This is a genomic window from Phytobacter sp. RSE-02 (assembly GCF_040578655.1).
GTDB lineage: Bacteria > Pseudomonadota > Gammaproteobacteria > Enterobacterales > Enterobacteriaceae > Phytobacter > Phytobacter diazotrophicus.
On record NZ_JBEULY010000004.1, the window covers coordinates 284,866 to 301,853 of the forward strand.

Annotated in this window: 15 protein-coding genes and 1 pseudogene; 6 read left to right on the forward strand and 10 right to left on the reverse strand. The window is 52.4% G+C overall.

Going from position 1 to position 16,988, the window contains the following annotated elements; translation table 11 throughout:
• Positions 1-14 precede the first annotated feature (14 nt).
• Both rstB and rstA read right to left on the reverse strand, forming a co-directional pair.
• Positions 15-1,304, reverse strand: a complete 1,290-nt coding sequence (gene rstB, locus ABU190_RS11545; RefSeq protein WP_354691358.1) for a two-component system sensor histidine kinase RstB — start codon at positions 1,302-1,304, stop codon at positions 15-17.
• Positions 1,305-1,330: 26 nt separating this feature from the next.
• Complete coding sequence (rstA, locus tag ABU190_RS11550; protein WP_271848922.1) at positions 1,331-2,050, reverse strand: two-component system response regulator RstA; 720 nt, start codon at positions 2,048-2,050, stop codon at positions 1,331-1,333.
• 129 nt (positions 2,051-2,179) lie between these two features.
• Between rstA and ABU190_RS11555 the strand changes: the two genes are divergently transcribed.
• The gene (locus tag ABU190_RS11555; RefSeq protein WP_296414619.1) at positions 2,180-2,515 is read left to right on the forward strand and encodes a GlpM family protein; all 336 of its coding nucleotides are present in this window, start codon (positions 2,180-2,182) and stop codon (positions 2,513-2,515) included.
• Here the strand turns inward: ABU190_RS11555 and folM are convergent.
• From folM to ydgH, 3 genes are all read right to left on the reverse strand, one after another.
• Positions 2,512-3,234 carry a dihydromonapterin reductase gene (folM, locus tag ABU190_RS11560; RefSeq protein WP_079498064.1) on the reverse strand — a complete coding sequence of 241 codons (723 nt, stop codon included), beginning with the start codon at positions 3,232-3,234 and terminating at the stop codon, positions 2,512-2,514. The genes ABU190_RS11555 and folM overlap by 4 nt on opposite strands.
• 38 nt (positions 3,235-3,272) lie before the next feature.
• A complete protein-coding gene (locus ABU190_RS11565; RefSeq protein WP_041851519.1) occupies positions 3,273-4,655 on the reverse strand; it encodes an amino acid permease in 1,383 nt (460 codons plus the stop codon).
• 184 nt (positions 4,656-4,839) lie between these two features.
• Complete coding sequence (gene ydgH / locus ABU190_RS11570) at positions 4,840-5,784, reverse strand: DUF1471 family protein YdgH (RefSeq protein WP_165158458.1); 945 nt, start codon at positions 5,782-5,784, stop codon at positions 4,840-4,842.
• Positions 5,785-6,311: 527 nt separating this feature from the next.
• Between ydgH and pntA the strand changes: the two genes are divergently transcribed.
• From pntA to ABU190_RS11585, 3 genes are all read left to right on the forward strand, one after another.
• The gene (pntA, locus tag ABU190_RS11575) at positions 6,312-7,844 is read left to right on the forward strand and encodes a Re/Si-specific NAD(P)(+) transhydrogenase subunit alpha (protein WP_071195322.1); all 1,533 of its coding nucleotides are present in this window, start codon (positions 6,312-6,314) and stop codon (positions 7,842-7,844) included.
• A gap of 10 nt (positions 7,845-7,854) precedes the next feature.
• Entirely contained in the window at positions 7,855-9,243 is a 1,389-nt protein-coding gene (gene pntB, locus ABU190_RS11580; protein WP_354691359.1) for a Re/Si-specific NAD(P)(+) transhydrogenase subunit beta, read from the forward strand.
• An 89-nt stretch (positions 9,244-9,332) separates the two neighbouring features.
• Positions 9,333-10,454, forward strand: a complete 1,122-nt coding sequence (locus ABU190_RS11585; protein ID WP_296414621.1) for a mechanosensitive ion channel family protein — start codon at positions 9,333-9,335, stop codon at positions 10,452-10,454.
• Positions 10,455-10,475: 21 nt separating this feature from the next.
• Here ABU190_RS11585 and ABU190_RS11590 read toward each other — a convergent pair whose 3' ends face one another.
• Positions 10,476-10,931: a multidrug/biocide efflux PACE transporter gene (locus ABU190_RS11590; RefSeq protein ID WP_354691360.1), complete on the reverse strand. Its 456-nt coding sequence runs from the start codon at positions 10,929-10,931 to the stop codon at positions 10,476-10,478.
• Positions 10,932-11,033: 102 nt separating this feature from the next.
• Here ABU190_RS11590 and ABU190_RS11595 point away from each other — a divergent pair, with 102 nt between their 5' ends.
• Entirely contained in the window at positions 11,034-11,909 is an 876-nt protein-coding gene (locus tag ABU190_RS11595) for a LysR family transcriptional regulator (protein ID WP_354691361.1), read from the forward strand.
• Positions 11,910-11,955: 46 nt separating this feature from the next.
• Here the strand turns inward: ABU190_RS11595 and uspE are convergent, their stop codons facing one another.
• The 3 genes from uspE to ogt all read right to left on the reverse strand — a co-directional run bounded on the left by uspE (position 11,956) and on the right by ogt (position 14,527).
• Entirely contained in the window at positions 11,956-12,906 is a 951-nt protein-coding gene (gene uspE / locus ABU190_RS11600) for a universal stress protein UspE (RefSeq protein WP_071195317.1), read from the reverse strand.
• Positions 12,907-13,050: 144 nt separating this feature from the next.
• A complete protein-coding gene (fnr, locus tag ABU190_RS11605) occupies positions 13,051-13,803 on the reverse strand; it encodes a fumarate/nitrate reduction transcriptional regulator Fnr (RefSeq protein ID WP_061495443.1) in 753 nt (250 codons plus the stop codon).
• A 208-nt stretch (positions 13,804-14,011) separates the two neighbouring features.
• Positions 14,012-14,527, reverse strand: coding sequence for a methylated-DNA--[protein]-cysteine S-methyltransferase (ogt, locus tag ABU190_RS11610; RefSeq protein ID WP_354691362.1), 516 nt, complete (start codon positions 14,525-14,527; stop codon positions 14,012-14,014).
• Between the two features lie 556 nt (positions 14,528-15,083).
• Here ogt and smrA point away from each other — a divergent pair.
• Positions 15,084-15,647, forward strand: coding sequence for a DNA endonuclease SmrA (gene smrA / locus ABU190_RS11615; RefSeq protein WP_354691363.1), 564 nt, complete (start codon positions 15,084-15,086; stop codon positions 15,645-15,647).
• A 7-nt stretch (positions 15,648-15,654) separates the two neighbouring features.
• Here smrA and umuC read toward each other — a convergent pair.
• Positions 15,655-16,812 (reverse strand): annotated as a pseudogene (umuC, locus tag ABU190_RS11620) (translesion error-prone DNA polymerase V subunit UmuC); the annotation flags it as partial.
• Positions 16,813-16,988: the final 176 nt, after the last annotated feature.

Genomic DNA, 16,988 nt, shown 5'->3' on the forward strand with positions numbered 1-16,988 from the left:
GCACGTCACGCTTTTCAGGTGAGGGAGGTGTCGTGCCAGACCGGCCACTGAAAACAAAAACGGGCGCCGCCTGCATCGCTCTCTTCACACCTCACTTCGCCGCTCATCGCCTGGGCGATGGAATGCACGATGGCAAGCCCCAGGCCACAACCGCCCGTCGCACGGTCTCTGCTGGGGTCGAGGCGCACAAAAGGCTCAAACACACGGCTACGCTCATCAGGGGCAATCCCCGGACCGTCATCTTCGACAATCAGGCTTGCCTGCGAGCCTTCAAGCTGTAATGTCACTTTGACCGTTTTCTGGCAGTAGCGCAGGGCATTATTGATGAGGTTATCCAGCACGCGCTCCATCAGGCGCATATCCAGCGAACCATAGTCGCCGGGCTGATTATGGAGTTCTAGCTGGTGGTCGGGGTTGACGTTGCGGGCATCCAGCATATAACCGTCCAGCCATGCGTTGAGATCGGGCGTGGTCAGTTTCAGTTCTGTCTGCGGACGGTCAAGGCGTGCGTAGGTGAGCAGCTCCTGAATAAGTCCTTCGAGTTGCCCGATATCGCGGTTCAGCGCGCTACGTTCGCTATCGCTCAGGTTGTCGCTCATCTCCAGGCGATAACGCAGCCTGACCAGCGGTGTGCGCAGCTCGTGGGCCACGCCATCAATCAACATTTTCTTACTGGCGATCAGGGCGTTGATGTTATCCGCCATCTGGTTAAAGGCAATCCCCAGCCGTTCAAAGCTGGAGGTGCTGTCAAAATGAATGCGCTCTTCAAGATGACCTTCGCCAAAGCGCTGGGCGGCGGATTCCAGCCGCAGCATCTCCTGCCAGTGGGGACGCATCCAGATAAACACCGGGAAAGCCAGTGAGATAGCAATAAACGCCATCAGCGCCATATCGAGCAGACGCATTTCATGCAGATAAAAGAGGTAGGGGACCGGGCCGACAGCCAGGACATAGTGGCTGCGTGGAATACGCTGGATAAAAGTGTATTGCGAATCCAGCGCGACGATATCGCCTTCCTGTAGCCGCTGTTGTGCGGGTGCTTCCAGCGTGAACTTACTCATCGGTTCCACGCGCATGTTAAAGGACAGGTTCAGGTCCAGCTCTTTGAGCGTTTTGTTCCACTGGTGCGGTGGGATTTCACGTAGTTCGCTGCGCATCAGGTACAGCGAGCTTTTCATCAAATCGTCCAGCGACTGTCGCCCTGCGCGCTCAGCGGTGAATTTGTAAACCAGCCCGACCAGCATGGTCATCACCAGAAAGCAGACAAACAGTAACAGATAAAACTGGACGAAAAGTTTTTTCATGGCGACACCCGCGAAGAGGACCGGACTCAGTTATCCCAGGCGTGTGGGGCAAAAAGATAGCCTTTGTTGCGCACGGTTTTAATACGGAAAGGCTCGGTGGCGTTGTCGAGCAATTTTTTGCGCAGACGTGAAATTGCCACATCAACACTGCGATCCATTCCGTCATAGGTCACACCGCGCAGATTTTTCAGTAACGCATCGCGGTCCATAATTTGCCCTGCGTGGGTGGCCAGTTCCCACAGTAGATCGAAATCGGCGGTTGAGAGAACAACCTGCTCGCCAGCCAGCAGCACCTGCCTGTTGACCGGATCGATGGTCAGCGTGCCAAATTGCAGCGTCTTATGCTGCTTTAGCGATGACGGCGCGGACTCTTGCTGTGTGGTTCCTGCCTGCTGGCGTAAATGCAGTCGCAGACGCGCCAGTAAAACCGCAGGTGGGGTGGTTTTAAGAATGTAGTCGTTCGCGCCCATCTCCAGCGACAGAATATGGTTCATATCACTGTCAAGAGAGGTGAGAAGGACGATAGGGCCGGTCCACTGCTGGCGTAAATCGCGGCACAGTGTCATCCCATCTTTGCCGGGGAGCATGATATCCAGAAGAATCAGATCTGGTTTTTCACGGGCGATAACCTCTTCTGCTCGGTCACCACGCGGTTCAACTATCACATCCATATCGTGTTTGCCCAGATAGGCCGCAATAAGTGCGCCCACTTCCGGGTCGTCTTCCACAAAAACGATTTTATTCATATATCATCGTGATGAGTCAAAAAGATGAACATACACTGCCTTTATTGATCCTGCCATTAATCTTTTCTAAACAAGCTCCCCATCCGCTATGCTGTAGGCCTTTGTTGGCATTATGAGAAAGGAAACGTGATGGCGCTGGTGATAAAAGCGGCAATTGGCGCGCTGGTGGTGTTATTAATTGGATTGCTGTCAAAAACGAAAAATTACTATATCGCCGGGCTAATACCGTTATTTCCGACCTTTGCTTTAATCGCCCATTATATCGTGGCGACCGAGCGGGGCGTGGAAGCGCTACGCACCACCATCGTTTTTGGTATGTGGTCCATTATCCCCTATTTTCTATACCTGCTGTCGCTGTGGTATTTCACCGGATTTATGCGGGTGGGATACGCGCTGGGCGCTGCGGTACTTTGTTGGTGCCTCAGCGCCTGGCTGCTCATTTTTATCTGGAGCCGCCTCCACTAGCGCAACGGGCGGCCGCCATCGACGCCAAACGTACGTCCCGTGACGTAGCAACTGGTCAGCAGATAGTCGACCAGATCGATTATCTCTTTTTCGCCCGGGGCGATTTTCATCAGCGATTTATTGAGTGCCTGCTGACGGTATTCCGCGTCATCATCGTCATTAAACAGGATCAGCGCCGGGGCAATGGCGTTGACTTTCACTTCCGGTGCCAGCTTTTTGGCAAAAGAGCGGGTCATATTATCCAGCGCGGCTTTACTGGCGGCATAGGCGATATGTTTGTCGCTTCCGCACTCAACAACATAATCGGTAAAGTGAATAATATCGCCAGCGGCATGCCCGAATCCGCGCAATAATCTTTCCAGCGCATGGTTAAGTAAGTAAGGGGCATGGACGTGGATCTGCAGCATCCGTGAAAGCACATCGGGCAGCGCAACGCCGGGTTTTTCACCCGCCCAGTCGCCCGCATTGTGAATAATTGCCCGCAGCCCCTCGGTTTTCTCCTTCACGATATCGGCGAAGGCCAGCACTCCTTCATCGCTGCTGAAGTCTGCCTGAATGCATAACGCGCCCGCGGCGGTTAACTGTTCAATCGCCGGATAGAGCGTCCGGTAACTGACGATAATCGGCTGCTGTTGGCTGAGAAAATGGTGGGCGAGGGCGAGACCGATGCGACGGCCTCCGCCGGTAATCAATATCGGGCGTGTCTTTGAGTTTCCCATCGAATGCGTTCTCCTTCTCAACGGGGCGCATACGTTGCTTACCCCATCAACTTCCACGTGGCGGGAACGGCGGCGATCAGTAACAGACCAATCAGCACTCTTTCCCGGCGTTTAAGCAGACTGGCTATGTCATGCGTGCGGCGTGCGTAGATAAAGACCAGCAGCCCCGGCGCATAGAGCACAACCGACAACAGCAAATGCATCGGACCGGATGCATACAGTAACCATAAGCCATAGAGGCTGGCGCCGATAGCGACGACACGGTGCAACGGACGACGAGAGATTTTCAGTAAAAATGCCCCGACAAGGAAATAAGGAACCAGAATCATCTCTGACGCAATGGTCAACAGCGTATTGTAATCGGAACCTGTGAGCCAGATCAGCACCAGCGAGACCTGCACGCTGATATTGGTTAACCACAGCGACGCCGCTGGCGCATTATTCTTGTTCTGTCGGGCAAAAATACGTGGAAACGCCTGATGGGTGGCGGCCAGGAGCGGTACTTCCGCTGCCATGATCGTCCAGCTCAGGTAAGCGCCACAAACCGAGACAATCAGCCCGGCGGCAATGACCACATCGCCCCAGGAGCCCATCAGCCTGACCATCAGGCCTGCCATTGACGGATTACGCATCGCCGCCAGTTCCGGGCGTGGCACCACCCCCAGCGACAGCAGTGTAACCAACAAATAGACGCCGAGGGCAGCCAGCACTGCCAGCAGGGTGGCGCGTCCCACATCGTGCTTGTTGCGCGCGCGGGCGGAGACGACCACTGCGCCTTCAACCCCGATAAACACCCACAGGGTAATGAGCATGGTGTTTTTCACCTGCTCCCATACCGGTACACCCAGGGCGATACCGGAGAAATCCAGGCTAAAGGTATCGTAATGGAAGGCCATGGCCGCCAGCACAATAAACAGGCCAAGCGGCACCAGTTTGGCGAGCGTCGCCGCGAGATTAATACTCGCCGCCGTCTGCACGCCGCGCAGTACTAATGCGTGAACAAACCACAGCAGCAGGGATGCACCCACCATCGCCTGCCAGGTGTTACCGTCGCCAAAAAAGCGCAGTTCTGGCGTATCGGTAAAGAAACTCAGCGCAGAGAAGACAATCACTAAATAGGAGACGTTGGCGATAACGGCGCACAGCCAGTACCCCCAGGCCGAACAAAAACCGATAAGTTCGCCAAAACCTTCCCGGGCGTAGGTAAAAATACCGCCGTCCAGGTCCGGGCGAAGACGCGTCAGGATAAGCATGGCGAAGGCGAGCAGTAATATTCCCGCGCCGGTAATCGCCCAGCCAATCAATAAGGCCGCGGGGCTGGCGATTTCCGCCATATTTTGCGGCAGGCTGAAAACGCCCGCACCGAGCATTGAGCTTAATACCAGCGCAGTTAAAGCGCTCAGGCCAAGTTTCTTTTCCATGGGTATCCTGTTATGAACGGGCTCAATCCAGAATAATTATTTTGCTTATGCGCATAAAAATGGTGGATATCACTGAGGCGCGGGATTTTACGGAGAGTCGTAATGGCATGCAATGCGTGACGGCTTAATTTCGCGAAAAAAATAAAAAAGGCGACCCAGGGCCGCCTTTAAGATGAAGGGGTACTTATTTGTACAAATCGGCACTGATGGTGATGTTGCTACCATTTTCCTGCCACTGGCGGGTGATGTGGTAGTACTTGGCACCTTTCGCCGCGGCACGTTTCGCAACCTGATAAGAGATCTCGGTCATGTTGCCGTAGTTACCGGTGAACTTGATGCTGTCAAACGGAACCATCTGCGCAGCCGTGATTTTATTCACTTCTTCGATTTTTTTTCCATCAGGTAGCGTGACAGTGTAACGGTTTGAGGTGGAGGATTGTGTTTCAAAGAAACGCCCCACCTCAGCGCTCGGTGCAGCGGTAGTTGCAACGCCCGGGATTTCTACTTTTTTAGCCTCTTCACCGCCTTTTGCTAAGGCAGCACGGCCTGCTTCAGAATCACGTGGAATGGCATCCGGGCTCTGCAGTACGCGTTTTTTGGCATCAGCTTTATAGATATATGCCGTAATCCGCTGGTTGCCACCTTCGTTGGCATCAACCTGACGGACGATATAGAAAGAGGCTGCCCCTTTCGCTTTCGCGGCTTTGGTGATGGCATCGTTTACTTCCGGCTGTGAGCGATAGAAGCCCTGTACCGTAACGGTATCGAACGGTTCCAGCTCAATAGCTTCGGTCTTCGGCAGCTCAGTAACGCCATTGATGACGCGCAGTTTTGGCGCATCGGCTTTCGGCGCATCGGCTTTATACAGATCCGTGGTGACACGCTGGTTGCCGCTCTCACCATAATCGGAGGTGTCTACAACATAAAACGAGGCCGCGCCTTCTTTATCAGCACGGCTTGAAGCGGCTTTAACGGCATCGCCAATAGAGTTAAAGCGACCGGTGATAACAACGCGATCGTAGGGCTTCAATGCTGACGCTTGCTCCGGCGTTAACTCTGTCGCTGCGTTGACTGACAGGGTCGTAACGGACAAAAGTGCTGACGCCAGGAGGGTGTACTTAAGCTTCATAAAAATGATCCTTCGCCTTGCGCAAACCAGATACTGGTGTTGTTGTTGACTTAAAAACGTCGCTGATTATTGCATTTAATCAACACGACTGTCTGCGTCATTTTTCACTGAGTGTGCTACACGCCAGACGTTTTACGATAACGTTTAGTGATATGTTGAAAAAACAGGCTGTTGACCAGCAAAAGTCATAAAGCATATGAGTTTTTTAAGTTAATACACTGTTAAAAGAGCAATCCGTAGTGGAGATTAATCGTGTTTTGCCGCTTCGCCTGAGCGGAATATCGGCTTGTTTAAATGAATTAAAGGGAAATAACCCTGTCAGCCCTGCTACCCGCCCGGTTTTCACAGATAAAAAGAGAATTTCTGTTTTCTGGCGGTAGATCACAGGCGTTATTTTCAGTAGGTTATAGAAAGTTTGTTACTGTTTTATTTTCCGGGATGCAGTCTGTTTATTTATCTCTGGCAGGCAATGTCATGCCCGGGCATCACTGACAAACCATCATCTAAAATCGATGGAAGGGAAAACTATGCGTATTGGTGTACCAAAAGAACGGTTGGCCAATGAAACCCGCGTTGCGGCGACGCCGAAAACGGTAGAGCAATTGCTTAAATTGGGTTTCACCGTCGCGATTGAAAGCGGCGCGGGCAAACTGGCAAGCTTCGATGACAACGCGTTTACCCAGGCTGGCGCAACCGTGGTGGACGAAAATAACGTCTGGCACTCTGACGTTATCCTCAAGGTGAATGCACCGACGGATGACGAAATCGCCTTGCTTAATCCGGGCACGACATTAGTCAGCTTTATCTGGCCTGCGCAGAATGCGCCGCTGATGGAAAAACTGGCTGCCCGTAATATTACCGTCATGGCGATGGACTCTGTGCCGCGTATTTCCCGTGCCCAGGCGCTGGATGCATTGAGCTCAATGGCCAACATTGCTGGCTACCGCGCCATTGTGGAAGCAGCCCACGAATTTGGCCGTTTCTTTACCGGGCAGATCACCGCCGCAGGTAAAGTCCCGCCGGCGAAAGTGATGGTTATTGGCGCAGGTGTTGCCGGCCTGGCGGCTATTGGTGCCGCCAACAGCCTCGGGGCGATTGTCCGCGCGTTTGATACCCGTCCGGAAGTGAAGGAACAGGTCCAGAGTATGGGCGCTGAGTTCCTTGAGCTGGATTTCAAAGAAGAAGCCGGTAGCGGCGACGGCTACGCGAAAGTGATGTCCGAAGCGTTTATCAAAGCGGAAATGGAACTCTTTGCCGCCCAGGCGAAAGATGTTGATATCATCGTCACCACCGCATTGATTCCGGGTAAGCCGGCACCGAAACTGATCACCCGCGAGATGGTGGATTCCATGAAATCCGGCAGCGTGGTGGTTGACCTGGCGGCGCAAAACGGCGGTAACTGCGAATACACCGTGGCGAACGAAGTCGTCACCACGCCAAACGGCGTGAAAATCATCGGTTATACTGACCTGCCAGGCCGTCTGGCCGCGCAGTCTTCCCAACTTTACGGCACCAACCTGGTCAACCTGCTGAAATTGCTGTGCAAAGAAAAAGACGGCAATGTGACAGTCGATTTCGAGGATGTGGTCGTGCGCGGCGTGACCGTCATTCGCGAGGGCGAAGTGACCTGGCCGGCTCCGCCGATTCAGGTTTCCGCGCAACCGCAGGCTGCGGCGAAAGCGGCACCAGCCGCCGCGAAAGAAGAGGCTAAGCCCACATCGCCATGGCTGAAATACGGCATCATGGCGCTGGTGATTATTCTCTTCGGCTGGCTGGCCGACGTTGCACCTAAAGAGTTTCTTGGTCACTTCACCGTCTTCGCGCTGGCCTGCGTGGTCGGTTACTACGTGGTGTGGAACGTCTCCCACGCCTTGCATACCCCGCTGATGTCGGTTACCAACGCAATCTCCGGCATTATCGTTGTTGGCGCACTCTTACAAATCGGCCATGGTGGTTGGGTCAGCTTCTTAAGCTTTATCGCTGTACTGATTGCCAGCATTAATATTTTTGGTGGTTTCACCGTCACTCAGCGCATGCTGAAAATGTTCCGGAAGAACTAAGGGGTAGCACATGTCTGGAGGATTAGTTACAGCTGCATACATTGTTGCCGCGATCCTGTTTATTTTCAGTCTGGCGGGGCTATCGAAACATGAAACGTCCCAACAGGGTAACCGTTTCGGCGTTGCCGGGATGGCGATTGCGCTGATTGCCACGATTTTCGGGCCTGACACTGGCAACGTAGCGTGGATTATCGTTGCGATGATCATCGGTGGTGCTATCGGTATTCGCCTGGCGCGTAAAGTTGAAATGACCGAGATGCCAGAGCTGGTTGCTGTACTGCACAGCTTTGTGGGTCTGGCCGCGGTGCTGGTTGGCTTTAACAGCTACCTTTACCACGAACCGGGCATGGAACCGATCCTGGTCAATATTCACCTGACCGAAGTGTTCCTCGGCATCTTTATCGGTGCTGTCACCTTTACCGGTTCTATCGTGGCGTTCGGCAAGCTGTGCGGCAAGATCTCCTCAAAACCGTTGATGCTGCCAAACCGTCACAAATTGAACCTTGCGGCGCTGGTGGTTTCTTTCGTCCTGCTGGTGATTTTTGTTCGTACTGAAAGCGTGGGCCTGCAGGCGCTGGCGCTGCTGGTGATGACGGCGATTGCATTGGTGTTTGGCTGGCATCTGGTGGCCTCTATCGGCGGTGCTGACATGCCGGTTGTGGTCTCGATGCTGAACTCCTATTCCGGTTGGGCGGCAGCGGCGGCGGGCTTTATGCTGAGCAACGACCTGCTGATCGTCACCGGTGCGCTGGTGGGTTCTTCCGGTGCGATCCTCTCTTACATCATGTGTAAGGCGATGAACCGCTCCTTTATCAGCGTTATCGCTGGCGGCTTTGGTACTGACGGTTCCTCTACGGGGTCCGATGAAGAGGTGGGCGAGCATCGTGAGATCAACGCCGAAGAGACGGCTGAGATGCTGAAAAACTCACACTCTGTCATCATCACCCCTGGCTACGGCATGGCGGTCGCACAGGCGCAGTATCCGGTTGCTGAAATTACCGAGAAATTGCGTGCGCGCGGCGTCAAAGTGCGCTTCGGTATTCACCCGGTTGCGGGGCGTTTGCCTGGCCACATGAACGTCCTGCTGGCGGAAGCGAAAGTACCGTATGACGTCGTGCTGGAAATGGACGAAATCAACGATGACTTCGCCGATACCGACACCGTACTGGTTATTGGTGCGAATGACACCGTTAACCCGGCGGCGCAGGACGATCCGAAGAGTCCTATCGCAGGTATGCCTGTGCTGGAAGTGTGGAAAGCGCAAAACGTTATCGTGTTCAAACGCTCCATGAATACCGGCTATGCTGGCGTACAGAACCCATTGTTCTTTAAAGAGAATACCCAGATGCTGTTTGGCGATGCCAAAGCCAGCGTCGATGCGATTCTGAAAGCGCTGTAATTCTCTGCGCGTATCTCAACCGCTCTTCGGAGCGGTTTTTTTTGTCTACGTTTATACTTTTTCTCTTCACGGCTTTGATGAGGGAAAGAATGGAATTTTTATCACGTTTCGATTTGATATCTTTAATGATGACGCCATCGTTCTGGATTGCTGTCTTCACGGTCGTCATCATTACGATATTGGCCTACTGGTTGCTTAACCGTTTACTGCGTATCGTTGGTAAAGGCGTGCAGAGCTGGGGCGATAAGCATCAAAGCACGCAGAAAATGCGTCTGGTGCTGAATGATATGTTAGTCAGAACCAGCAAGGTGCTGCTCTTTATCGCCGCGTTTCTTTTTAGTCTGCGTTTTGTTGAACTCCCCACAAATCTCTCCGCGACAATCAATCATGCCTGGTTTTTGGTGCTCGCCATTCAAATGGCGCTCTGGTTTGATCAGGGGATTATCTCCTGGCTGCATCAGTTGCGTTATGAACCCGGTATGCATAAAAACCCGGTGACCCTGGTCATCACCGGACTGCTGCTACGGATGCTGGTATGGACCGTGATGCTGCTGTCAATTCTGGCGAATGTCGGGGTGAATATTACCGCGCTGGTAGCAAGCCTCGGCGTCGGCGGTATTGCCATCGCCCTGGCGGTACAGACCATCCTCAGCGATGTCTTTGCCTCGCTGTCGATTGGTTTTGATAAGCCTTTTGAAATTGGTGATTTCGTGGTGTTTAACGATGTCGCCGGGACGGTTGAGCATATTGGCCTCAAAACCACGCGCATACGCAGTTTGAGCGGAGAGCAGATTGTCTGTGGTAACGCCATTCTTCTGCAGCAGACGCTGCATAACTATAAACGTATGCAAACCCGACGTATCGTCTTTACTTTCGGTGTCGCCTTGTCAACGCCGCCGGATAAACTCCGCCAAATTGGCGAGATGATAAAAACCATCATTAATGACGTCGGGGAAACCAAATTCGACCGCGCTCATTTCCTCGGTTTCGGCACCGATAGACTCAACTTTGAAGTTGTCCATATCGTCAATACAGCAGATTACAACAAATATATGGATATCCAGCAGGAGATTAATATCCGCATTATGGAGCAACTGGCGGCGAACGACGTGCAACTGGCGCTGCCGACTACCGTGGTTAAAGGACCCTGGCCCGCTGGCGTGCCGGATGCCGACAGCCAGCAAGAGACGATGACGGGAACGCGAAGTTAAAACAGGCGTACCCGAAACATCTTACTGACACAGGCGCGCCGTCTGACGGTGGACTACCCGGGCGCGCACTATGTTGTAGATCCAGTTAAACGCCATGGTATAGGGAAGGAAGAAGAGGAAAAAGCCGATCTCCAGTAAAAACGCTTCTACCAGCCCGATGCCAAGCGTCAGCGAGGCTATGGTCACGCCAATCACGATAAACCCCCCTTCAAACCCCAGCGCATGGCAGGCGCGGACCTTCGCAGTACGGGCCAGACGATGAACCGGCCAAAGCCGGTCAAACAGCGCGTTGTAAATCACGTTCCAGATCATCGCCGCGGTGGCCAGTAACAATGTCAGTCCACCCATCTCCAGCACCGGGCGCTGCATTATCCAGGCGCTGGCCGGGGCGCAAATGGCGGTGGCGATCACTTCGAAGCTCACTGCGTGAAAAATGCGCTCAGCCAGACTGCGGCGCTGTACGGCATGTTGCTGCATGATTTTGGGTCCTCTTTGTCGTTTGACGGGTTTAGCTGAGAGGATTTTTATCGTTTTATGAGATAAATTAAAGATAGATACCATCGATAAAATAGATACATCATGCGCTACTCTCCTGAAGCTCTGACTGCCTTTGTTGAAACCGTTGCCTCTGGCTCCTTCTCTGCCGCCGCGCGGAAACTGCGCAAAAGCCAGTCCACCATCAGTACTGCCATCGCTAATCTGGAAGCAGACTTGGGCGTGGCGCTCTTTGATCGCTCAGCGCGTCATCCGGTGCTGACGCCGGAAGGTGTAAGAGCACTCAGCTACGTGCAGGCCATTCTCGCCGCCAGCGATAAACTGGATGAGCTGGCGGTCTGGCTGGCGGGGGAAACGGAAACGCGGCTGACGTTTATCCTTTCCGATACATTGAACCCGGATACGCTGGCGGATCTGTTGGGAGAGTTCGACAAGCGCTATCCCCATACCGAATTTGAGTGTCTGATTGGCGAAAACGAGGATGTCATTGATCTCCTGCAAAAAGGGCGGGCACAGTTAGGCTTAACGGAAGCCCGCAATGCCTATCCGACGGACATCAGCGCGATGCGCCTGCCAATGCAGAGTCAGATGGATATCTACGTGGCGCACGGGCATCCGCTTTCGCAGCAGGGGAGTATCTCTGAGGAGCAATTACGCACCTGGCGTGAGCTGCGGCTTAATACGTATCTGGAAAACCGTAATACGCCTGCGCGCGGCCCGGTCTGGTCAGCGCCGAGCTATCTGTTGTTGCTCAGTATGGCGGAACAGGGTTTTGGCTGGTGCGCATTACCCTGCGCGCTGGTGGATGAGTTTTCCGGGGCAAAAAAATTAACGCGTGTCGATGTGCCTGGCTGGCCGCAAAGCATTCCTGTCGACATGTTGTGGAATAAAAAACAACCGCCCGGTGTTGCCGGAAGCTGGCTACGGCACTATTTGCAGCACTGGCGAGGTCAGCAATGAAAAAGAAAACGCCCGCGAGTGGCGGGCGTTTTGCTGCGTGTTAGGGTTAATCGTCTTCTTCGTCATCCAGTTCAATCGGGCTCTGGTAGTCGTCCGGTTTGATGACCAGCAAGTCGCAGCGCAGGTGGTCAATCACCTGTTCAGCGGTATTCCCGAGGAACGCGGCGGAGATCCCGGTGCGCCCGACGGTGCCCAGTACGACGATCCCCGCCTGTAAATGTTCCGCCAGATCCGGAATGACTTCTTCCGGCAGGCCTTTATTCACATGGGTCACTTTTTCATCAATACCGAATTTCTGCCGTAAGGCTTTCATGGCAATAAGATGTTGGCCGCGAATTGCGTCGTTATAGACGCTCGGGTCAAATTCCGGCAGTTCAATGGCAATGTTAATTGGGGTTACCGGATACGCGCCAACCAGATGAACTTCGGTGTGGTTGACCTGTTCTGCCAGTTGCAGCGTCTCTTTCACCAGCTTTTCGTTCAGCGCGTTGTGATAGAGCTCTTCGCTGGCAAGGTTGACCGCCACCAGCGCTTTCCCGCCTTCCGGCCAGGGCTGATCTTTGACCATCCAGACCGGGCAAGGGCATTTACGCAACAGATGCCAGTCGGTGGGGGTAAAGATAACGGATTCCAGTTTGTCATGCTGGTGGGCCATTTTCAGCAGCAAGTCATGGCCGCCGGACATCACTTCCTGAATGATGGCTTCGAAGGGACGGTTATGCCACACCACTTTAATATCAATAGGGACGCCAGCGTCTATATAGTACTTTGCCTGTTCACGAATCCAGGCCGTACGCTGGCTGATCACGCCTTGTCTCATGGCTGTGCGTTCGTCAGGGGACAGAAGGGTGGTCATCTCGTAAGAGAAATCATAGATCGGCAGGAAAGCTTTAATCCGGCCGCCAATCCGTTGATGTAAATACACGGCACGTCGTAATGCGGGCTGATCGTCCTGGTTAGGATCGATGGCGACCAGCATATTTTGATACTTAGCCATACAGGGTCTCCTTACATCTGTCACCACAGTCTGTAAATACAAGATAACCTATAAGTACTGAATGAAACAGGGAAAACCTTTTGCCAGATCAATAAATCAGAAAAATTTAAGCGTCCGGCAAAAGGTCAAAAGGAGGGTGTAAAATCAGGCGACGTTACGCGAATGTCCGGCAAGCTGAGCCAGGATATCGCTGTTCTCGATGGTGATATATTTGCCTTTCACCGCCAGCATACCGCTCTTCTGGAAACGACCCAGCAGACGGCTGATGGTTTCAACGGTCAGGCCTAAATAGTTACCGATATCGCCACGAGTCATGGTCAGGCGGAACTCACGCGGAGAGAAACCACGCTGGGCGAAACGACGCGACAGATTATAGATAAACGCGGCCAGACGCTCTTCGGCGTTCTTTTTCGACAGCAACAGGATCATGTCCTGATCGCCTTTGATTTCGCCGCTCATCAGGCGCATCATCTGCTGGCGCAGGTTCGGCATTTTGCCTGACAGGTCATCCAGCGTTTCGAACGGGATTTCACAAACCATTGACGTTTCCAGCGCCTGAGCAAAGCTCGGGTGGTGCCCTGTACCGATGGCGTCAAAGCCGACCAGATCGCCCGCCAGATGGAAACCGGTGATTTGCTCGTCACCCTGTTCAGTTATGGTGTAGCTCTTGATCGTGCCGGAACGAATAGCGTAAAGCGATTTCAGTTCATCCCCAGCTTTAAACAGAGTTTGACCTTTCTGGATGGGCTTTTTGCGCTCAATGATGTTGTCGAGCTGATCGAGCTCGTGTTCATTGAGTGTGAAGGGGATGCAGAGCTGGCTAATACTGCAATCCTGGCAATGGATTGCACAGCCGCCAGACTGAATGCGTCGTATAATTCGCTTTTCCGGGATCATAGGTCTGCTCAAGCCGTAATTGATTTTAGTCAATTTTATCATCTTTTTCTTGAACACGTAAGCCTGGCGAAACGTCAATTCAGTAGAATTAAAACAGGTGTGAAAAACGATGAAACAGGGGAGTAGACCATCTCATTGATATTCCATCGTTTCAGTAAGGCTTTTACCACAGAATCCCGCGAAAAAGAGCACAAAGAGCCTCTTTTTTTCACAATAGCAAGTAACCTTCGTGCCGCAACAACCACTCTTTACGTTGCACTCCACCTGCATAGCCGGTCATGGTGCCGTTGCGGCCAATCACCCGATGGCAGGGAACCACAATACTGACCGGATTTGAACCGTTCGCGGCACCAACCGCCCGCGCGGCACCGATTCGTCCGAGTCTCTCCGCTAACTGACCATAGTGCATGACATGGCCACACGGGATCTCGCGTAACGCTTTCCAGACTTCACGTTGAAAGGGGGTACCCGCCGTGGCGGTTGGCAGAGTATCTATCACCGCCAGATCGCCCTCGAAATAGTCCAGAAGCTTGCGGCTCAATCCACCGGGATTCGTGGCAGGAATGCGCGTGTAACCTTCCCTGCGATAATGGATATCCAGCAATTCATTCATGCGGTCACTATGTTCTTCCCACTCAACCGCGCGCAAATGGAATGTTTCGTCGCACAGTACCCACAGTGGACCCAGCGGGGTGGCAATTTTATCCTCAAGTAGCGTAAGCATCGGCAATCCTTTCTCAAATATCGCAATAGCGCAGGGGGAGTGGCGCAATCTAGCACGATCAAGAAAGTGACTCTATACCCCATTAGAGGCGCAATAAATCAAAGAGAATCGAGAAAGGTTATTAATTATTCATGGGGTGAATAGTTTCTGCGATAGAAAATGTGGGATTAATGAATAGATGATATATTCTTTATTATTGTGGAAATAAAAAAATAGAGCCTGCCGACATCCGTCAGGCTCTACAGTACACACAGCAACGCGTCCGTTCGGTAATTATTTTAAACTTCATCCTTGCGCGGTAAATATAGTTATAGTTCCCGCGTCAGATAATTCCAGTATGAAATGGTGATTAGTTTCACGATAATTTAACTTAAATGCTGGAGGTTAATGACAGTAAACTTGTAGTTAAGTGGGGTTAAATAGCACGCGAAATTAATTTTCGATAATTGCTTCAAATACCACACTAATTGTCAGCCATTAATTGAATATCAGGCATTGTGGCGGGCTGCCGCGCCCGCTATAGTAAGTCCCTCAGATGTAGCGGGAGGACTAAACCATGAACCCTGATGACAAATCACTGTTTCTTGACGCCATGGAGGATGTCCAGCCACTTAAGCGCTGTGCCGATGTTCACTGGCATCCGGCCCGAAACACGCGTGCACCACAGCATATCGATACATTGCAACTTGATAACTTCCTGACCACCGGGTTCCTTGATGTCTTACCCCTTGATACGCCGCTGGAATTCCGCCGCGAGGGGGTGCAAACTGGGGTGATTGATAAGCTTCGCACCGGCAAGTACTCTCAGCAGGCCAGCCTCAGCCTGTTACGCCAGCCCGTGGAGCAGTGTCGACAACTGTTATTTCGCTTTGTGCATCAGGCGCGGCAAGACGGATTGCGTAATCTACTAATAATTCATGGAAAAGGGCGTGACGATAACACCCATGCCAATATTATTCGCAGCTATCTTGCCCGCTGGTTAACCGAATTTGACGATGTTCAGGCATTTTGCGCCGCACAACCCCGTCATGGCGGCAACGGCGCATGCTATGTGTCATTACGCAAATCGGCAGAGGCGAAGCAGGAAAACTGGGAGCGCCACGCCAAGCGTAGCCGCTAACCAGCGGCTACTGTGCCAGCGGGATATCCTCAATTCGGGTGGTCCAGGCCGGGGAGAGCAGGTGACGTTTCATTGACCAGGCCGGGGTCACGCCCTGGCCGGCAAACCACATTTTATTACCTTTCTTGTTCATGAGATCCATTACGCACATCAGTGTCTGGCTATTTGGCCGGGGGGCGTACTCATCGAATAAATTAAGTTGTGCAACGCCTTGACTAAAGAAGTCTCCTAATATAACACCCGCTTTTTGATATCGCGGACCTTGCTTCCAGATAATATCCAGGCTACGCGTTGCAGCGGCAATAATATCTCTGGTGTCCTGGGTGGGGGTGAGTAGCGTAATTCCTGCACTATTGCTGTAATAAGGCTCATCGGGATCGTGAGGGCTACTTTTTATAAACGCGCCGATATATCGGCAATATTGATGCTGGGCACGTAATTTTTCTGCTGCTCTGGCCGCCCAGGTACTGATACCTTCACGGACAGAGGAATAATCGCTAATTCGCTGACCAAAAGATCGCGAACTAATAATTTCATGCTTTGCCGGAGAGAATTCCTGAAAACCGAGACAGGGTTCGCCACGCAGTTCGCGAACGGTTCTTTCGAGTACCACGCTGAAGTTTTTGCGGATAAACCATAAATCGCATTTCGCCAGATCCAGCACGGTGGTGATATTCATGGTGTTCAGCTTTTTCGTCAGTCGTCGACCAATGCCCCAGACCTCTTCTACGGGGATGGCTGCCATCAACCGGTGTTGCCTGGCGGGGGTTGAGATATCCACCACGCCCTTGCTCTGCGCTGGCCACCTTTTGGCTGCGTAATTTGCCAGTTTAGCCAGCGTTTTTGTCGGTGCGATGCCCACCCCGACGGTCAGCATGGTGCGTTGATAAACGGTATCGCGAATATATTTACCGAAGCGTTTGAGGTTGGGAATACCGGAAAGATCCACAAACGCTTCATCAATGCTGTATTGATCTACCCGCGGGCAAATTTCCTCCAGCGTCGTCATTACCCGCTGGCTCATATCGCCATATAAGGCGTAATTGCTGCTGAATACCGCCACGCCATGCCGCTGCAACAGATCTTTTTGTTTGAAATAAGGTTCCGCCATACCAATGCCCAGTGCTTTGGCTTCGGCTGAGCGGGACACAATACAGCCATCGTTATATCTGAATGAAACTAACAGTTAGTTGTTAGCAACGATATGATTTATAACCATATTTAACTACTAACTTTTTTCAGTCTTTTCGATTTGGTGACTTGCTTAAGCAAATAGATCCAAAGGCTATGTTGGAGAAGCCCTAAAAGTGGATGGTACAGATTTCAGGGAGAATTACAAAA